At 46.4% G+C, this 15823-nt stretch carries 16 protein-coding genes and 1 riboswitch; all 16 genes read left to right on the forward strand.

What is annotated here, in order from left to right; translation table 11 throughout:
* Positions 1–25 precede the first annotated feature (25 nt).
* Positions 26–1126, forward strand: coding sequence for a redox-regulated ATPase YchF (gene ychF / locus MKX35_RS05210; protein ID WP_060625988.1), 1101 nt, complete (start codon positions 26–28; stop codon positions 1124–1126).
* 235 nt (positions 1127–1361) lie between these two features.
* Complete coding sequence (gene prfA / locus MKX35_RS05215) at positions 1362–2435, forward strand: peptide chain release factor 1 (RefSeq protein ID WP_042192496.1); 1074 nt, start codon at positions 1362–1364, stop codon at positions 2433–2435.
* Positions 2428–3426 (forward strand): peptide chain release factor N(5)-glutamine methyltransferase, encoded by a 999-nt coding sequence (prmC, locus tag MKX35_RS05220; protein ID WP_076297918.1) that lies wholly within the window; start codon positions 2428–2430, stop codon positions 3424–3426. The genes prfA and prmC overlap by 8 nt, the downstream gene beginning before the upstream one ends.
* A gap of 140 nt (positions 3427–3566) precedes the next feature.
* Complete coding sequence (locus tag MKX35_RS05225) at positions 3567–4751, forward strand: FtsW/RodA/SpoVE family cell cycle protein (protein WP_076285646.1); 1185 nt, start codon at positions 3567–3569, stop codon at positions 4749–4751.
* A gap of 199 nt (positions 4752–4950) precedes the next feature.
* Entirely contained in the window at positions 4951–6135 is a 1185-nt protein-coding gene (locus MKX35_RS05230) for an FtsW/RodA/SpoVE family cell cycle protein (protein WP_076285647.1), read from the forward strand.
* 83 nt (positions 6136–6218) lie between these two features.
* The gene (gene spoIIR, locus MKX35_RS05235; RefSeq protein ID WP_081382658.1) at positions 6219–6974 is read left to right on the forward strand and encodes a stage II sporulation protein R; all 756 of its coding nucleotides are present in this window, start codon (positions 6219–6221) and stop codon (positions 6972–6974) included.
* A 207-nt stretch (positions 6975–7181) separates the two neighbouring features.
* Positions 7182–8423 (forward strand): L-threonylcarbamoyladenylate synthase, encoded by a 1242-nt coding sequence (locus tag MKX35_RS05240; protein WP_076298118.1) that lies wholly within the window; start codon positions 7182–7184, stop codon positions 8421–8423.
* 127 nt (positions 8424–8550) lie between these two features.
* Positions 8551–9123 carry a manganese efflux pump MntP gene (locus tag MKX35_RS05245; RefSeq protein WP_042192488.1) on the forward strand — a complete coding sequence of 191 codons (573 nt, stop codon included), beginning with the start codon at positions 8551–8553 and terminating at the stop codon, positions 9121–9123.
* 47 nt (positions 9124–9170) lie between these two features.
* A complete protein-coding gene (locus MKX35_RS05250; protein ID WP_076297917.1) occupies positions 9171–9758 on the forward strand; it encodes a low molecular weight protein arginine phosphatase in 588 nt (195 codons plus the stop codon).
* Between the two features lie 48 nt (positions 9759–9806).
* A riboswitch (ZMP/ZTP riboswitch) is annotated at positions 9807–9889 on the forward strand.
* Positions 9890–9963: 74 nt separating this feature from the next.
* The gene (locus MKX35_RS05255) at positions 9964–10548 is read left to right on the forward strand and encodes a TIGR01440 family protein (RefSeq protein WP_076297916.1); all 585 of its coding nucleotides are present in this window, start codon (positions 9964–9966) and stop codon (positions 10546–10548) included.
* Positions 10549–10661: 113 nt separating this feature from the next.
* Positions 10662–11909: a serine hydroxymethyltransferase gene (glyA, locus tag MKX35_RS05260; RefSeq protein WP_042192482.1), complete on the forward strand. Its 1248-nt coding sequence runs from the start codon at positions 10662–10664 to the stop codon at positions 11907–11909.
* A gap of 420 nt (positions 11910–12329) precedes the next feature.
* Entirely contained in the window at positions 12330–12959 is a 630-nt protein-coding gene (upp, locus tag MKX35_RS05265) for a uracil phosphoribosyltransferase (protein WP_042131376.1), read from the forward strand.
* A 60-nt stretch (positions 12960–13019) separates the two neighbouring features.
* The gene (wecB, locus tag MKX35_RS05270) at positions 13020–14180 is read left to right on the forward strand and encodes a non-hydrolyzing UDP-N-acetylglucosamine 2-epimerase (RefSeq protein WP_042192480.1); all 1161 of its coding nucleotides are present in this window, start codon (positions 13020–13022) and stop codon (positions 14178–14180) included.
* Between the two features lie 177 nt (positions 14181–14357).
* The gene (locus tag MKX35_RS05275; RefSeq protein WP_042192476.1) at positions 14358–14591 is read left to right on the forward strand and encodes an AtpZ/AtpI family protein; all 234 of its coding nucleotides are present in this window, start codon (positions 14358–14360) and stop codon (positions 14589–14591) included.
* Positions 14584–14961, forward strand: a complete 378-nt coding sequence (locus tag MKX35_RS05280) for an ATP synthase subunit I (protein ID WP_076285650.1) — start codon at positions 14584–14586, stop codon at positions 14959–14961. Before MKX35_RS05275 ends, MKX35_RS05280 begins: the two co-directional genes overlap by 8 nt.
* 29 nt (positions 14962–14990) lie before the next feature.
* The gene (gene atpB / locus MKX35_RS05285; protein ID WP_042192471.1) at positions 14991–15758 is read left to right on the forward strand and encodes a F0F1 ATP synthase subunit A; all 768 of its coding nucleotides are present in this window, start codon (positions 14991–14993) and stop codon (positions 15756–15758) included.
* The last annotated feature ends 65 nt before the right edge of the window (positions 15759–15823 follow it).

Consider the following 15823-nt stretch of genomic DNA (forward strand, 5'->3'; position numbering starts at 1 on the left):
GCTGAAAATAGGAGTTGTCATATAAATGGCTTTGAAAGCGGGAATCGTCGGTCTTCCTAACGTAGGAAAATCCACATTGTTTAATGCAATAACGCAAGCGGGAGCAGAATCCGCAAACTACCCTTTTTGCACGATTGACCCTAACGTTGGTGTCGTTGAAGTTCCGGACGAACGTCTTGATAAACTGACTGAGCTGGTACAACCTAACAAGACTGTACCTACTGCTTTTGAATTTGTTGATATCGCTGGTCTTGTGCGCGGTGCGAGTAAAGGTGAGGGACTAGGCAACAAGTTCCTAGCTCATATTCGCGAAGTAGACGCTATCGTTCATGTCGTTCGTTGTTTTGAAGATGAGAACGTTACCCACGTGGATGGAAAAGTAAATCCGATCAGCGACATTCAGACCATTAATTTGGAACTGATTCTTGCTGACATTGAGAGCATTGAGAAGCGGATTGAGCGTTCCCGTAAGAACATCAAAGGCGGCGACAAGAAATACGCTCAAGAAGTTGAACTGCTTGAACGCGTCAAAGAAGTGCTCTACGAAGATAAACCTGCACGTAGTATAGAATTGTCCGATGACGAGAAGGTTATTATCCGTGATCTTCATTTGTTAACATTGAAGCCTGTGCTGTATGCAGCGAATGTAAGTGAAGAAGAAGTAGCAAGTGCTGAGAATAATCCTTATGTGCAGCAAGTACGTGAATTTGCAGCAACTGAAGGTGCTGAAGTTGTTCCGATCAGTGCTAAAGTAGAAGCTGAAATTGCCGAGCTTGAGGGCGAAGATAAAGCGATGTTCCTAGAAGAACTTGGGCTAGAAGAATCTGGTCTGAACCGCTTGATCAAAGCGGCTTACAAACTTCTAGGCTTGTATACGTATTTCACGGCAGGCGTTCAGGAAGTTCGTGCGTGGACCATTCGTAAGGGAACTAAAGCACCCGGAGCTGCTGGTGTAATTCACACAGATTTTGAACGTGGATTTATCCGTGCTGAGGTAGTGGCTTACGCAGATCTTTTGGCAGCAGGCTCAATGAATGGTGCCAAAGAACGTGGTCAACTGCGTCTAGAAGGTAAAGAGTATTTGGTGCAGGACGGCGACGTTATGCATTTCCGTTTCAACGTTTAAGAGGACTGAAGCATACTAATGATAAGAGGGTCATCTCAGTCGGTAGAGGGTATCTACTGCTGGGATGATCCTTTTTTTAAAATATAAGACATTTATTAAGGGATTTACGCGTACAGAACTGTAGCCATTTCACAATATCTTTGGTATAATATAAAGTCGTATATCTAATTTTATGACATATGTTTTAATCGCTTTATTTGCGAATTTGAAATTGAACTAGGAGAGGTGAATTCCCTTGTTGGACCGATTGCAATCCCTGGCGGACCGCTATGAGAAGCTCAGTGAACTGCTTTGTGATCCGGATGTTGCAAACGACAGTAAGAAACTGAGGGATTATTCCAAAGAACAATCAGACCTACAGCCTGCATTTGAGGCGTATACTGAATATAAGAGTGTAATGGAAGAGCTTGAAGCTGCTAAGCAGATGCAAGGCGAAAAGCTTGATGATGAGATGAAGGAAATGGTCAAGATGGAAATTGACGACCTTTCCAAACGTCAGGTAGAGCTGGAAGAGCAAATCCGTGTATTGCTACTGCCTAAAGACCCGAATGATGATAAGAACGTAATCGTCGAAATTCGTGGTGCAGCGGGTGGAGATGAAGCTGCATTGTTCGCTTCCGACCTTTATCGGATGTACACCCGGTTTGCAGATTCACAAGGCTGGCGCGTGGAGCTAATGGATGTCAACGCGAGCGATCTTGGTGGATTTAAAGAGGTAATCTTCCTTATTAACGGCCGCGGTGCATACAGTAAGTTGAAATACGAAAGTGGTGCGCATCGCGTACAACGTATCCCAGCGACTGAATCCGGTGGACGTATTCATACCTCTACTTCTACAGTATCGGTGATGCCGGAAGCTGAAGCATTTGAGATTGAAATACATGATAAAGATATTCGTGTGGATACCTTCTGTTCAAGTGGTGCAGGCGGACAGTCTGTAAATACGACCAAGTCTGCAGTACGTGTAACCCATGTACCTACGGGCATCGTTGCTACCTGTCAGGACGGTAAGTCACAGAACTCCAATAAGGAAAAGGCGCTTCAAGTGCTTCGTGCCCGTATCTCCGATATGAAGCGGCAGGAAGAAGAAGCAAAGTATGCTGGTGAACGGAAGAGCAAAGTAGGTACGGGTGATCGTAGTGAGCGTATCCGGACGTATAACTTCCCGCAGAGCCGGGTTACAGATCATCGCATTGGCTTGACACTGCACCGTCTGGAGCAGGTTATGAACGGAGAAATCACTGAAATTATTTCGGCTCTTTCAATTGCTGAACAAGCTGATTTGATGGATAGTATGGACAATGGATAATAATGCTTTGAACGATGGCGTATTTGTCATGTCGGAAGTGAAAAGCATCCGGGAAGCCTTTGCGGAGGCTTCTTCTTTTTTGAGCCAGAGCGGTTGTAATGAACCGCAGCGCAGTGCGCAGTTACTGCTTGAGCATGCGCTTGGCTTATCCGGAGCGGCGTATTATATGGCGCTGGCGGATCCTTTTCCAGCTGCGATCAAGGAAGCGTGGGAGGCGGGAGTTACCCGCCGTAGTAAGGGTGAGCCGGTGCAGTATATCATCGGCGAGCAAGAGTTCTACGGGCGTCCTTTTGAAGTGACGCCAGATGTGCTTATTCCACGGCCGGAGACGGAGCTGCTCGTCGAGGCGATTTTGCGGTACGGCGCGGAGCTTTGGCCGGACGGCACGGTTGCGCCGAGTGAACCGGCGCAGGAAGAAGGCGCTGCTTCGTTAGCAGCAGCGCAAGATCGTGCGGGCGGCGCGGAAGGTGGACGCGCCGTACGGCCGCTGACCGCCGTCGATATCGGCGCCGGCAGCGGAGCGATTTCCGTCACGCTGGCGGCGGAAGCGCCGGCGTGGCGGGTCTGCGCCGGCGATATTTCGCCGGCGGCCCTAGCTGTGGCGAAGCGCAATGCGATGCGCTCCGGCACAGCCGTGGACTTTCGGCTCGGCGATCTGCTCGAGCCGTTCGCGGGGATGGAGACGGATATTCTCGTCTCCAACCCGCCGTACATTCCCGGCGAGGATATCGCCGGGCTGCAGCGTGAGGTGCGCGACCATGAGCCGCGCACTGCGCTGGATGGCGGAGCGGACGGGCTGGACCCGTACCGCCGCATGATGGGGCAGCTGGCGCTGCTCCCGGCACCGCCGCGCCTGATCGGCTTCGAACTCGGCTTCGGACAAGCCGAGCAAGTGGCCTCGCTACTTGAAGCGGCGGGCCATTGGAAAGAGATCATCACCATTAATGATCTGGCTGGAATTCCACGTCATGTGCTAGGTATAGCACGATAATACTGCATGCTGTGCAGGGGACTCCTGTTGATCGGGGAGTAAAATTGTATTTTCAACCCGACTTCCTTTACAATAGAATTTAACCGGACTTCTTGGTGAAACATAAAAGAAAGCCCAGATTTAGAGTAGGGAGGCAGAACGTGCTTCAGAAGATTAAAAAAATTGATGGTGCTATCGTAGTCGTTCTGTTATTGCTCATGACTGTCAGCATCTTCGCCATATATAGTGTGACTCATGGAAGAGAAAAGCTGGACGGACATCATATCCGTATGATGATGTATTATGCAATTGGCTTTATTGCTTTTATTGGAATGACCTTTTTAGATTACAGAATTTTAGTGAAATACGCGCTATATATTTATTTGTTTGGAATAGGTATCCTGGTCCTCGTCAGCTTTTTGGGCGAGACCAAGAATAATGCCCAAGGCTGGTTGTCCCTCCCTGGAGGACTGAGCCTTCAGCCTGCCGAGCTATTCAAGCTAATATTGATTCTATTTCTGGCAGCGATGCTTGTTCGTAAGAATAAGAGTAAACTCTTGTTTTGGCGGGATGTTGTGCCGCTCGGCCTCTTAACCTTATTTCCGTTTCTTATTGTCCTTACACAGAATGACCTTGGGAATGCCTTGTCTTACATCGTGATTCTTGCAGGTCTGTTGTGGATTGGAAATATTAAGTACACTCACGCATTAATCGCTTTGGTGATTGTAGCAAGCTCTGCGATTGCCGGAATTATGAGTTATATCCATTATCATGACGAAATTAAAACGTTTCTTAACGATATTGGCCGTTCGCACTGGATTGAACGTTTCGACCCATGGCTTGTTCCGGATAAAGCGACAGCGAAAGCTCTTTATCATACCAAAAACGCCAAGCTTGCGATTGCCTCAGGTGGGATGAGTGGAGAAGGCTATATGAACGGTAGCTCTGTTCAGACAGATCGGGTGCCTTATACGTATTCAGACTCTATCTTTGTGCAGATTGCCGAGGAATTTGGCTTTGTCGGTTCTGCATTTGTGCTGCTACTGTATTTTATCCTGATTCACCGAATGATTCTGATTGCGCTGGAAGCCAGAGATCGAGCAGGTCCATTTCTGATCGTCGGCATTGTCGCGATGATGCTGTATCAGATTTTTGAGAATATCGGTGCGTTTATTGGTCTGATGCCTTTGACAGGTATCACATTGCCATTCATCAGCTTCGGAGGTACCTCCCTGCTTATTAACATGGCCAGCATTGGGCTGGTAATGAGCGTGCGTCTGCATGGTCGAGATGTAGAGGAAGATTTGCCTAAGCCTACTCCTTATGCAGCCGCCAAACAGGTTTAATCACTAAATCAAAAGATAACCGTCAGAAACTCGTCTTTTAAGGATGGGAACTGGCGGTTTTTTATTATGGGAAGTGAATCTCTGATATCGGGTGTATTACATAAATTTGGAATTGTGGCCTTGAATGCTCTACAATAGAAAGGAGAGACTTTCCTCAGGTGAGGGTGGTTGGAACCTTAATAGAGTAAGGGGTTTGCGTATGCTTAAAAAGCTCAAGAAGATCGATAGCGTGATTCTTATTGTTCTGGTTATGCTGATGGTTATTAGTATTCTTTCGATATACAGCGTGACTAATGGTAGATTAGTTCAGAAACTAGATGGGTTCCATCTACAAATGCTTAAATACTACATTGTAGGGTTTGTAGCATTTTTTGTGCTTACCTTCGTGGACTATAGGATATTTGTTAAATATGCTCTTTATATTTACATCTTGGGTATTGGTCTGCTAGTGTCGGTTAGTTTTTTTGGTAAGGTAAAGAACGGTGCGCAATTAGGGCTAGAGATAGGTGGACTTAGCTTTCAACCTGCGGAGCTTTTTAAGTTGATATTGATTCTTTTACTCGCGTCCATACTGGTCCGTAAACAAGGAGCCACGCTAACCTTCTGGAAGGGAGTCGTTCCGCTGGCGCTTCTTACATTGCTCCCTTTTGCCATAGTTATTGTACAGAATGATCTCGGAAATGCGCTAAGCTACATCGTAATATTAATCGGTCTTCTATGGATCGGGAATATCAAAATTTCACATGCACTCATCGGATTACTAATCGTTGGCGGATTGGGTCTTGCAGGAATTCTGAGCTATATTCACTATCATGATGAAGCGGTATATTTTTTTGAGGAGACCCTTGGCAGGAAGCATTTAGTGGATCGTTTTGATCCTTGGCTCGTACCTGATTTGGCGTCAGATGATGCAAGCTATCACACGAAAAATGCTAAAGTGGCTATTGCCTCCGGAGGGATGAGTGGCGAGGGGTACATGCAAGGAAGCTCTGTGCAGAGTAACCGTGTTCCATATACCTATTCGGATGCCATATTCGTACAGGTTGCGGAGGAGTTTGGGTTTGTGGGTTCAGCGCTGCTGCTGCTGCTCTTTTTTATTCTTCTTCACCGGATGATACTGATTGCTCTAGAGAGTAGGGAGCGTAGTGGTCCGTTTTTGATTATTGGAATTACGGCAATGCTGCTATATCAAATCTTAGAGAATATTGGAGCTTTTATCGGCCTAATGCCGCTTACGGGAATTACACTTCCGTTCATCAGTTATGGAGGCACATCTCTTTTAATTAATATGGCATGCATGGGGATTGTAATGAGTGTGCATCTTTATGGTCGGGATGTTGAGGAGGATTTGCAGTTGCCTAAGGCGCTTGCTGTAAAATTATAGATTTAATAGATTCATAGGTTTGCAGTCTCTCATCTCTGGACATACTACTAGCATGAGAGTTAAGAGGAGAGGGGCTGCGACAAATGAACGATAATCATATGGATAAAAGAGATTCCTTACGTGTAACTTTTAAGTATACTGCCATTTTAATTTGTTTTTTTATGATCGTTATCATGGCCTGGGAAGGTCAAAAAACCGATGCAGCAGTAGCCGAAGTATCGATTCCACAGGATTCTATCCGGCTGCGTATTCTGGCGAATTCGGACGGAACACAAGATCAACTAGTGAAGCGGCAAATCCGCGATACAATCGTAGAGCAAATGAACCAGTGGGTAACTGCACTTGAGGACCCACAGAGTTTAGAGCAGGCACGCGCTTTAATTAGAACTCATCTACCAGAGCTTAATGCACTAGTTGGATCGGAGCTAGAGAAACGTGGTATTCAATATTCTTATAAAGTTGAGCTGGGTGTAGTTCCTTTTCCGACCAAATTATACGGTGGAACAGTCTATCCGGCCGGAGAATACGAGGCTGTTCGGGTAACGCTGGGTGAGGGAAAAGGGCAAAATTGGTGGTGCGTACTGTTTCCGCCGTTGTGCTTTATCGATGCGGGTTCTGGAGATGCGGCGGCACCTGCTGCTAACAAAGGGGCGAAGACCGTTTCGGCTGCCGGGGCAGATAGCGGAGTTAAGGCGCAACCAGCAGTAGGAACAGCTGTACAAGCAGATTCTTCGGCAAAGGATGTTGCGGCAGCGGATTCCGCAGAGCCAGAGGTACGGTTCTTCGTTTGGGAACTGTTGCAAAACCTTTGGAACTGGATTAGCGGATTATGGTCGTAATGCTGATGTTAGCCCTTTGGTTTTGTGGAAATGGTCTATAGTTTTGAATCTAGATATGTTACTATTTCATAAGCAGATCGACTGCGGCGCCTTCATTGGGGCCGCTTTTTGGTAAGATTAGAGTTAATGAACCTCCAGAGTATTTATCCTAAGATTGCAAGAAAAGCTATTGTTCAATATATATCCTGTAGAAAGCCTGTGATGAGAATGAATGAACCACACGACCCTTTATTCGCCGTTCAGCGGCGGAGTGGAAATAGAAATGAGACTGTATATTGGGAACTGGATTTGCTGGAAGATGCAGCTTCGGATTCCGGTGTACTTCAGCCAAGTGAGGAGAATAAGTTAGCCATCGTGGAGGCGGCAGCCATGCTTCGTGAAGGTGGAACGGTCGCTTTTCCAACCGAAACGGTCTATGGACTTGGAGCGGATGCACGAAATACTGCGGCAGTTGAGGCTGTTTTTGCGGCAAAAGGGCGACCGTCTGACAATCCCCTAATCGTGCATATTGCTGATCCAAGTGCTTTGGACGAGCTGGTTACAGAAGTGCATCCTACGGCTGCGGTATTGATGGATGCTTATTGGCCAGGACCGCTGACAGTTGTTCTTCCTGTTCGTGAGGGTGTTTTGTCATCCTGTGTAACGGCAGGACTGGACACGGTAGGTGTTCGTATGCCTGATCATCCGGTAGCTTTGGCGCTGATCAGTGCAGCGGGCTGTCCCGTTGCGGCACCTAGTGCTAACCGTTCCGGTCGTCCGAGTCCGACCTTAGCTTCACATGTGATGGAAGACTTGGCCGGATACATTGGCGGTGTACTTGATGGCGGCGCCGCCGGAGTTGGACTGGAGTCAACTGTGGTGCAGGTGCAGCCTGATGGAAAGGTTGCCGTACTTCGCCCTGGTGGGATTACTTTGGAGCAGTTAGCTGCTGTAGTGGGAGCAGAAGCTATTGCTGCTGAGCCGGTTGTGGTTAAAGAATTTGGAGCTTCCGCAGCAGCGGAAGCTCCAGTAGCCACTGCACCGAAGGAGCGCCACGGTGCAGAAGCTGTTTCCGCCAGCTTGGCGCCACGCGCGCCGGGCATGAAGTACACGCACTACGCGCCGCGCGGCTGGCTCGGTGTGGTGAGCGGATCTTCTCCGCAACGTGTTGCGGATGAAGCCGCGAGTCTACTTCAGGCGGCACAGCTGAACGGCGAAGTAACGGGCTTACTCCTCTTCGAGGAGCATAAGCCCCTCTATCCCGCCGATCCTGCCGCCTGCGTTCTTTCCCTCGGCTCGTTATCCTCGCCGGAGGAAGGGGCGCGCTCCCTATATGCCGCGCTGCGGCGCTTCGATGAAGCGGGAGCGACTTACATCTTGGCCGAGGCTTGTCCGTATACGGGCCTCGGCGTAGCTATTATGAACCGGCTTATGAAGGCAGCCGGTGGTTCCGTCATTGATGCCGGATAGCCACGGCGACCTTTCTATCCAGCTATAGTATAGGTTCTTCGAATCTGAAATCTCCTATGAAGTCATGATTACCCCCTTGTCCGCATATCGTTGTTGTACAAGATATTTCGGACTTGGGGGGTTAAGCATGGGCATAGGAGATGTATATGCCGGTTGGGGACAGACAGTTACTATTGCTATAATGGCGATTGCATTAGGGATGGATGCCTTTTCGCTCGGAGTAGGGATCGGGATGAAAGGGATTCGTCTGCTGCATATTCTGCAAATGAGTGTGCTCATTGCTTTTTTTCATATGCTGATGCCTCTTCTAGGTTTATTGACTGGAAGTTATGTCGGACATTTGCTAGGTCAAGTAACAACTTATGCCGCAGGAGGGCTACTTGTGCTGTTAGGCGGACATATGGTGTATAACTCCTTTCGTCCGGAAGTGGTAGGTACGCGAGCTATGAATCACCGAACCTTATGGGGAATGCTGCTTCTATCACTCAGTGTAAGTGTGGATTCTTTTTCCGTTGGGGTATCCTTAGGGATGTTTGTGAATGGTGTACTTCTGACTATACTAGCTTTTGGTGCCTGTGGAGGTCTGATGTCAATTATCGGCCTGCTTCTTGGGCGGCATGTCAGTCGTGGACTCGGGGAATATGGGGAAGCACTGGGCGGGGCTATTTTATTGGGGTTTGGCTTGCTATTCATCTTTTGATACAATAACGGCATTACAATATTTTAATTTCATGGGGGTGCAAAAGCATGTTGCATATTTTATTCGTCTGCACCGGTAACACATGCCGTAGTCCTATGGCTGAGGGGCTTTTACGAAAGCTTGCGAAGGAACGCGGAATCGACCTGGAAGTGCGGTCTGCAGGTGTATCTGCCATTTCTGGTACTTCTATATCGAGACATGCTGCAGCTATTTTGCGAGAAGAAGGCATTCATGATCATTTAGAGTCGTCGCAATTAACAGGGCAATTCGTCGCTTGGGCCGATCTTGTACTTACCTTAACCAGTGGACATAAGCAACATTTGCTACAGTATTTTCCGGATGCCGTAACAAAAACATATACATTGAAGGAATACGTGCATAACGAAGAAGCTGTGACTGAGGATATTAAAGAATTGGACAGCCTTTATGCAGATGCTGAGTTAAGCATAGCTCTAGGTGGTGAACCCAACGCAACGGATCTACAACGAATGATTGAAATCCGCCAGCGTATCCCAAGCTTTGATATTTCTGATCCATTCGGGGGTACGCGTGAAGATTATGAGCTTACTGCTGCTGAGATTCGCACTTCGTTGTTTAGTTTATTAGATAAACTGGAATCCTTACGCCATTTGTAAATGGTTGATTTTCAGTCGGCTTTGCTTTAAGATGAAAGTACAACTAATCGGTTCCGATGTAACTGGCGACAAATGTGGATCAAACCACGATGGAGCATCGGAATAAACGGCCGGTCGCCTGGGCAAAAGAGCAAATCCGCAGCTACCTGCGGACTGCTCTTTTTTGTTTAAATGAAGCTTGTTTGAAGCTTGAGGAGGTAGGGTGATGGACAAAGTTGTGGAGTTATCTTTAACTGAAGCTACTGTCACTGTGTTAAGGGAGTTGGCGGAAGCTGGTAACCTTGGATCTGGTAAAATTGTTGTCCTAGGAGTTAGCACAAGTGAGGTCGCTGGTGTCCGTATTGGAACCGGTGGTGCGCTTGAAGTCGCACAGCAACTGCTTGAAGGGGCTCGTTTGGTCGCAGCGGAAAAAGGATTTCATCTCGTTTATCAGTGCTGCGAGCATCTGAATCGTGCGCTTGTAATGGAACGCTCTTTGCTAGAGTCGCTTGGGCTAAATGAAGTTTCAGCTGTACCTATACCTGGTGCTGGCGGTTCGATGGCTGCGGCTGCCTATCGCTCTATGAAAGATCCTGTTCTGGCGGAAACGATAGAAGCGCATGCTGGCTTAGACATTGGTGAGACTCTTATAGGTATGCATTTGCGCCGCGTGGCAGTTCCTTTTCGACCGACCTTACGGTACATTGGAGCAGCTAGAGTGAACGCAGCATGGGCCAGACCTCCGCTTATTGGCGGCGAACGTGCGGTTTACCGCACTCTTGAAGAGAGTGGTTCACAGGTTTGTGATTGATGAACTTAGATTTATGTTTTTGCAGAAACGTAGACCTAAAGCTTTTTCGTGGCGGGCAAATCGTTTCTATTTAAATACAACATATCTACACACACTAGGGAGGAAATAAGAACATGGAACAATTACGTAAGAGTGACCCGGCAGTACTGGAAGCAATGGAACTGGAACTGAAACGTCAGCGTGCCAACATTGAGCTTATTGCCTCAGAGAATATCGTTAGCGAAGCCGTAATGGAAGCCATGGGCTCAGTGCTTACGAACAAATATGCAGAAGGCTATCCAGGCAAACGGTATTATGGTGGCTGTGAAGATGTGGATATCGTTGAGAATCTGGCTCGTGATCGTGCAAAAGAATTGTTCGGTGCGGAACATGTCAACGTACAGCCTCACTCTGGAGCACAAGCGAATATGGCTGTATATCTCGCTGCACTTAACCCGGGCGACACGGTTCTTGGCATGAACTTGGCGCATGGCGGACATTTAACGCATGGTAGTCCAGTAAATGCTTCTGGATTACTCTATAACTTCGTAGCTTATGGGGTACAAGAAGATACTTTCCTAATTGATTATGACGAAGTACGCAAAGCAGCCTTCAAGCACCGTCCTAAGTTGATTGTTGCTGGTGCAAGTGCGTATCCGCGCATTATTGATTTCGAAAAACTTGGTGCTATCGCCAATGATGTCGGCGCGTTGTTTATGGTAGATATGGCCCATATCGCAGGTCTTGTTGCTGCTGGTCTTCATCCGAGCCCGGTTCCTCATGCTCATTTCGTTACAACTACAACACATAAGACTTTACGCGGTCCCCGCGGAGGTATGATTATGTGCAGACAGCCATGGGCAGCTGCTATCGATAAAGCCGTATTCCCTGGTTCCCAAGGTGGACCGCTGATGCATGTCATTGCTTCAAAAGCAGTCGCATTCGGCGAAGCTTTGCTGCCATCCTTTAAGACTTATGCTGAGAATGTAGTGAAGAATGCAAATGTTCTCGCAGAAACACTGATTAGCGAAGGGGTTAACATTGTATCCGGTGGTACAGATAACCACTTGATGTTGCTTGATACACGTAACCTGAACATTACCGGAAAAGATGCGGAAAAAGTACTAGATTCCATCGGAATCACTGTGAATAAAAACGCAATTCCATTTGATCCTACAAGTCCTTTCGTAACAAGCGGTATTCGTATTGGTACACCTGCGGTTACTTCCCGTGGTATGGACGAGCAAGCTATGGTGGTTATTGGCCGCATTATAGCTAATGTTCTGAAGAATCCGAAGGATGAAGTGAAATTAGCTGAGGCAGCTCGTCAAGTTGCTGATTTGACGGATCAGTACCCACTATATCCAGAACTGAAGTACTAGTTCCTATTCGTATTCATTAATAAATTCACCTCCACCGAGTCCTGATTTTAGGGTTTGGTGGAGGTTTTTGTTGTTTATTGTTCACAATATTATATGGGTGAATTGATGGAAAATCATGAAATCAATCATGAAAGTTCATGGAACTTTCATAAACAATAGTGAAAAAAATGTGAATAGTATGAAAAATGCAAATTTGCACAACCTAATCAAGGTTTTATTCCTGAAAAGGCAATGGAATTTCCAATCCTTACCTTTATAAGCGAAGGAAAATACAGGGGTAGGGGTTCAATATGGATACATGTGCCTTTCTAGGTGAAATGCGGCGATGGGAATGCTATAATAGACAGGATTTAGCCATAGAGAAGCAAAAGCGCTTTCTAGGGTTATAGACACGACTTACAATTACCGGAGGGACAGGAAATGGGAAAATTGGTGATTTGCGATCATCCTTTAATTCAACACAAACTAACATTTATTCGCGACGTAAGAACAAACACGAAGGATTTCAGAGAGCATGTTGACGAAGTTGCCACATTGATGGCTTATGAGATAACACGTGATATTCCTCTAGAAACCATTACAGTACAAACACCGGTCACTGAAACGGAAAGCAAAGTGATTTCTGGAAGAATGCTTGGGCTTATCCCTATTCTTCGTGCTGGTCTGGGTATGCTTGAGGGCGTTCTGAAGCTTCTTCCTGCTGCTAAAGTAGGACATGTTGGCTTATTCCGTGATCCGGACACGCTTCAACCGGTTGAGTATTACATCAAGCTTCCTACAGATGTACAGGAACGTGAGCTGATCGTAATTGATCCAATGCTAGCTACGGGGGGATCTGCGATTGCTGCTATTACCTCGCTGAAGAAGCGTGGCTGTACACAAATTAAAATGATGAACCTGATTGCAGCTCCAGAAGGTGTTGCTGCGGTTCAAGAGGCTCACCCAGATGTTGATATTTATGTAGCTGCGCTTGATGATCATTTGAATGAGCATGGATATATCGTTCCGGGACTTGGCGATGCTGGAGATCGTTTGTACGGAACTAAGTAAATAGTAATTCATAATAGGATATAAGAAATTTGTTTATTTTTTGATGAGAGGGTAGGGGTTATGTCCAAAATTAAAGTGATGACTATTTTCGGAGTGCGCCCCGAGGCGATCAAGATGGCTCCTCTAGTTCTTGAACTGAAGAAGCATCCTGAGCACATCGAGTCAATTGTATGTGTAACAGCACAGCACAGGGAGTTGCTCGATCAAGTGTTGGAAGTGTTCAATATCACTCCTGATTACGATCTGGATGTGATGAAGGATCGTCAGACGCTTAATGAGATTACTATTCGAGTACTTGAAGGCCTGGAACCTGTACTCAGAGAGGTTAAACCTGATCTCGTATTGGTGCACGGGGACACATTAACGACGTTCCTTGCAAGCTATGCCTCTTTCCTGCAGCAAATTCAGGTTGGGCACGTAGAAGCAGGACTTCGGACATGGAACAAATTGTCTCCGTATCCTGAAGAAATGAACCGTCAGCTTACAGGTGTATTAGCAGACCTGCATTTCGCTCCAACGGATTGGTCAGCTAGTAATCTGAGACATGAGAACAAAAAAGAATCAAGTATTTATATCACAGGCAACACTGTAACCGATGTGTTTCAATATACCGTACAGCCTGATTACCGGCATCCTGTTTTGGATTTTGCTTCAGGAAAAAAACTTATTTTGATGACTGCTCACCGTAGAGAATCGCAAGGTGAACCGCATCGGAATATCTTCCGGGCTGTCAAAAGAATCGCTGATGAATTCGAAGATGTAGCCATTGTTTATCCTGTGCATCCGAGTCCTGCCGTTAAGGAACCTGCACATGAAATTTTGGGTGGACATCCAAGAATTAAGCTGATTGATCCGCTGGATGTCGTGGATTTGCATAATTTTTATCCGCATACCCACTTGATATTGACCGATTCTGGCGGTTTACAAGAGGAAGCTCCTTCATACGGAGTACCAGTACTTGTGCTTCGTGATACGACGGAGCGTCCTGAAGGGATAGACGCTGGAACGCTAGAACTTGTGGGCACGGACGAGGAGAAGGTGTATGCACGGACACATGCTCTTTTGACTGATAATGAGCTCTATCAGTCGATGAGTCGGGCCGCCAACCCGTACGGAGATGGCAAAGCCTCCCAACGAATTGTCAATGCGATTTTGCACCATTTTGGTGTAAATAAGGAACGTCCTGAAGAGTTTCACAGAATGTTCACAAAAAATAAATAATTTCATTTAAAGTAATATCTGATCTGATTAAAATCAACATACAGTGAAACTGTACGGTTTATATGGTTTTGGAACATTTTGCTGTGATTATTTTCATGTTTTCAAGGGTTTTTGGGCAATGTTCAATGAATTGACAAAGACTCCAGAAATTCAGTAAAATTAGTTGGGATTGTAGCCATGAAAGAACAAAATAGCAGGGACAGCTTGTTACAGACCGCGCTTATCATTGGAAGTGCAGGCACTATACTCGCCGCTTACATTGTTATTGGTTTTTTTGCGGCAAGGTGGCTGAAAGACTTGATGGAGGGGCCAAAATATTGGCTCGCTATTGGCACTATAACCGGAATGATTCTGGGAATTGTGAACGTCGTCCTGTTAATTAAAAAATTTTTGGGGGAGCAGAATGGATAATATGACTCCCATGATCAATACCGTCACTAGAGTTACGCTCGTCCTTATGGCAGGACTCTTAATGGGCTGGGCGCTTCATCATGAGACCAGGGATTTTACACTGGGCATGACTCTGGGTCTGGTGGCGGGATTGGTAAACTTTCGTTATCTGGCCGTCAAGGTTCGACGGGTAACGCAGTCGATTGCGAGCAACGAAGGGAATGCCTTCAGCCTCGGTTTTGTTACACGGATTAGCTTCGCAATTTTGGTCACCATGTTCGCGGTCAAGATTGAGCATTTTTCCCTGGTAGCAACTATTTCGGGCGTATTCATTCCTCAGCTTCTCGCCATTCCTGCGGGGATATATCTGAGTGTGAAGAACAAACTTTAACCAGATTAAAGAGAAAGGGGGATGATACTATGCATGAGATGCCGAAAATCTTTGTCGGGGGAATACCGATAGATATATCAGCCGTATTGATGCTTCTGATCAGTTGTACAGTAGTATTTGTGCTGGTGATGCTGTCGGTTCGTAAGCTTTCGGTTGAGAATCCATCTAAGCTTCAGAATTTTATGGAATGGGTTGTTGAATTTGTAGAGGGTGTCATAAGCAGTGCCATGGACCTGAAGAAAGGAAAACCTTACATATCTTTGGGGCTAACGTTGATTCTGTTTATCTTTGTTTCCAACCTTCTTGGATTGCCCTTCTCAGTTGTAACTGAAGCACATGGACCTGTAACCGTGTTTGGCCATGTGATTGAAGCAACCAGGAACTTGGCGCATGGTGATCATGTTGAGATCTTATGGTACAAGTCGCCGACTGCTGACATTAATATCACTGCAGGATTGGCAATTATTGTGTTTATACTGATGAACTTCCTGGGCATTAAGCTCAATGGCAAGCATTATTTCAAACACTATATTGAGCCGTTTCCAATCTTTTTGCCACTGAACATTATCGAGAACTTGGCAAAACCAGTAGCTCTGGCAATTCGTCTATTTGCTAACATCTTTGCCGGAGAAGTACTGATTACAGTCATTTTGAAACTGGGGATTCTCAGTATTCCTTTCCTGGCTGTATGGCAAGGCTTCAGTATTTTCGTCGGGGCACTACAGGCGTTTATCTTTACGATACTGACGATGGTTTATATCGCACAGATGACGATTCACGAAGAAGAAGCACATTAATGAACTGCTGCGAAGGGAACGGTTATCGTCTGATTTTCTTTCGCGGGAGATATCTTATATCATTA

Origin of the sequence: Paenibacillus sp. FSL R5-0923, assembly GCF_038009145.1 — a bacterium.
GTDB lineage: Bacteria > Bacillota > Bacilli > Paenibacillales > Paenibacillaceae > Paenibacillus_AQ.

Coding starts and splice junctions, on each gene's coding strand:
- ychF (WP_060625988.1), top strand. CDS start 26: ATGGCTTTGAAAGCGGGAATCGTCGGTCTTCCTAACGTAGGAAAATCC.
- prmC (WP_076297918.1), top strand. CDS start 2,428: ATGGATAATAATGCTTTGAACGATGGCGTATTTGTCATGTCGGAAGTG.
- MKX35_RS05230 (WP_076285647.1), top strand. CDS start 4,951: ATGCTTAAAAAGCTCAAGAAGATCGATAGCGTGATTCTTATTGTTCTG.
- spoIIR (WP_081382658.1), top strand. CDS start 6,219: ATGAACGATAATCATATGGATAAAAGAGATTCCTTACGTGTAACTTTT.
- MKX35_RS05240 (WP_076298118.1), top strand. CDS start 7,182: ATGAATGAACCACACGACCCTTTATTCGCCGTTCAGCGGCGGAGTGGA.
- MKX35_RS05245 (WP_042192488.1), top strand. CDS start 8,551: ATGGGCATAGGAGATGTATATGCCGGTTGGGGACAGACAGTTACTATT.
- MKX35_RS05250 (WP_076297917.1), top strand. CDS start 9,171: ATGTTGCATATTTTATTCGTCTGCACCGGTAACACATGCCGTAGTCCT.
- MKX35_RS05255 (WP_076297916.1), top strand. CDS start 9,964: ATGGACAAAGTTGTGGAGTTATCTTTAACTGAAGCTACTGTCACTGTG.
- glyA (WP_042192482.1), top strand. CDS start 10,662: ATGGAACAATTACGTAAGAGTGACCCGGCAGTACTGGAAGCAATGGAA.
- upp (WP_042131376.1), top strand. CDS start 12,330: ATGGGAAAATTGGTGATTTGCGATCATCCTTTAATTCAACACAAACTA.
- wecB (WP_042192480.1), top strand. CDS start 13,020: ATGTCCAAAATTAAAGTGATGACTATTTTCGGAGTGCGCCCCGAGGCG.
- MKX35_RS05275 (WP_042192476.1), top strand. CDS start 14,358: ATGAAAGAACAAAATAGCAGGGACAGCTTGTTACAGACCGCGCTTATC.
- MKX35_RS05280 (WP_076285650.1), top strand. CDS start 14,584: ATGGATAATATGACTCCCATGATCAATACCGTCACTAGAGTTACGCTC.
- atpB (WP_042192471.1), top strand. CDS start 14,991: ATGCATGAGATGCCGAAAATCTTTGTCGGGGGAATACCGATAGATATA.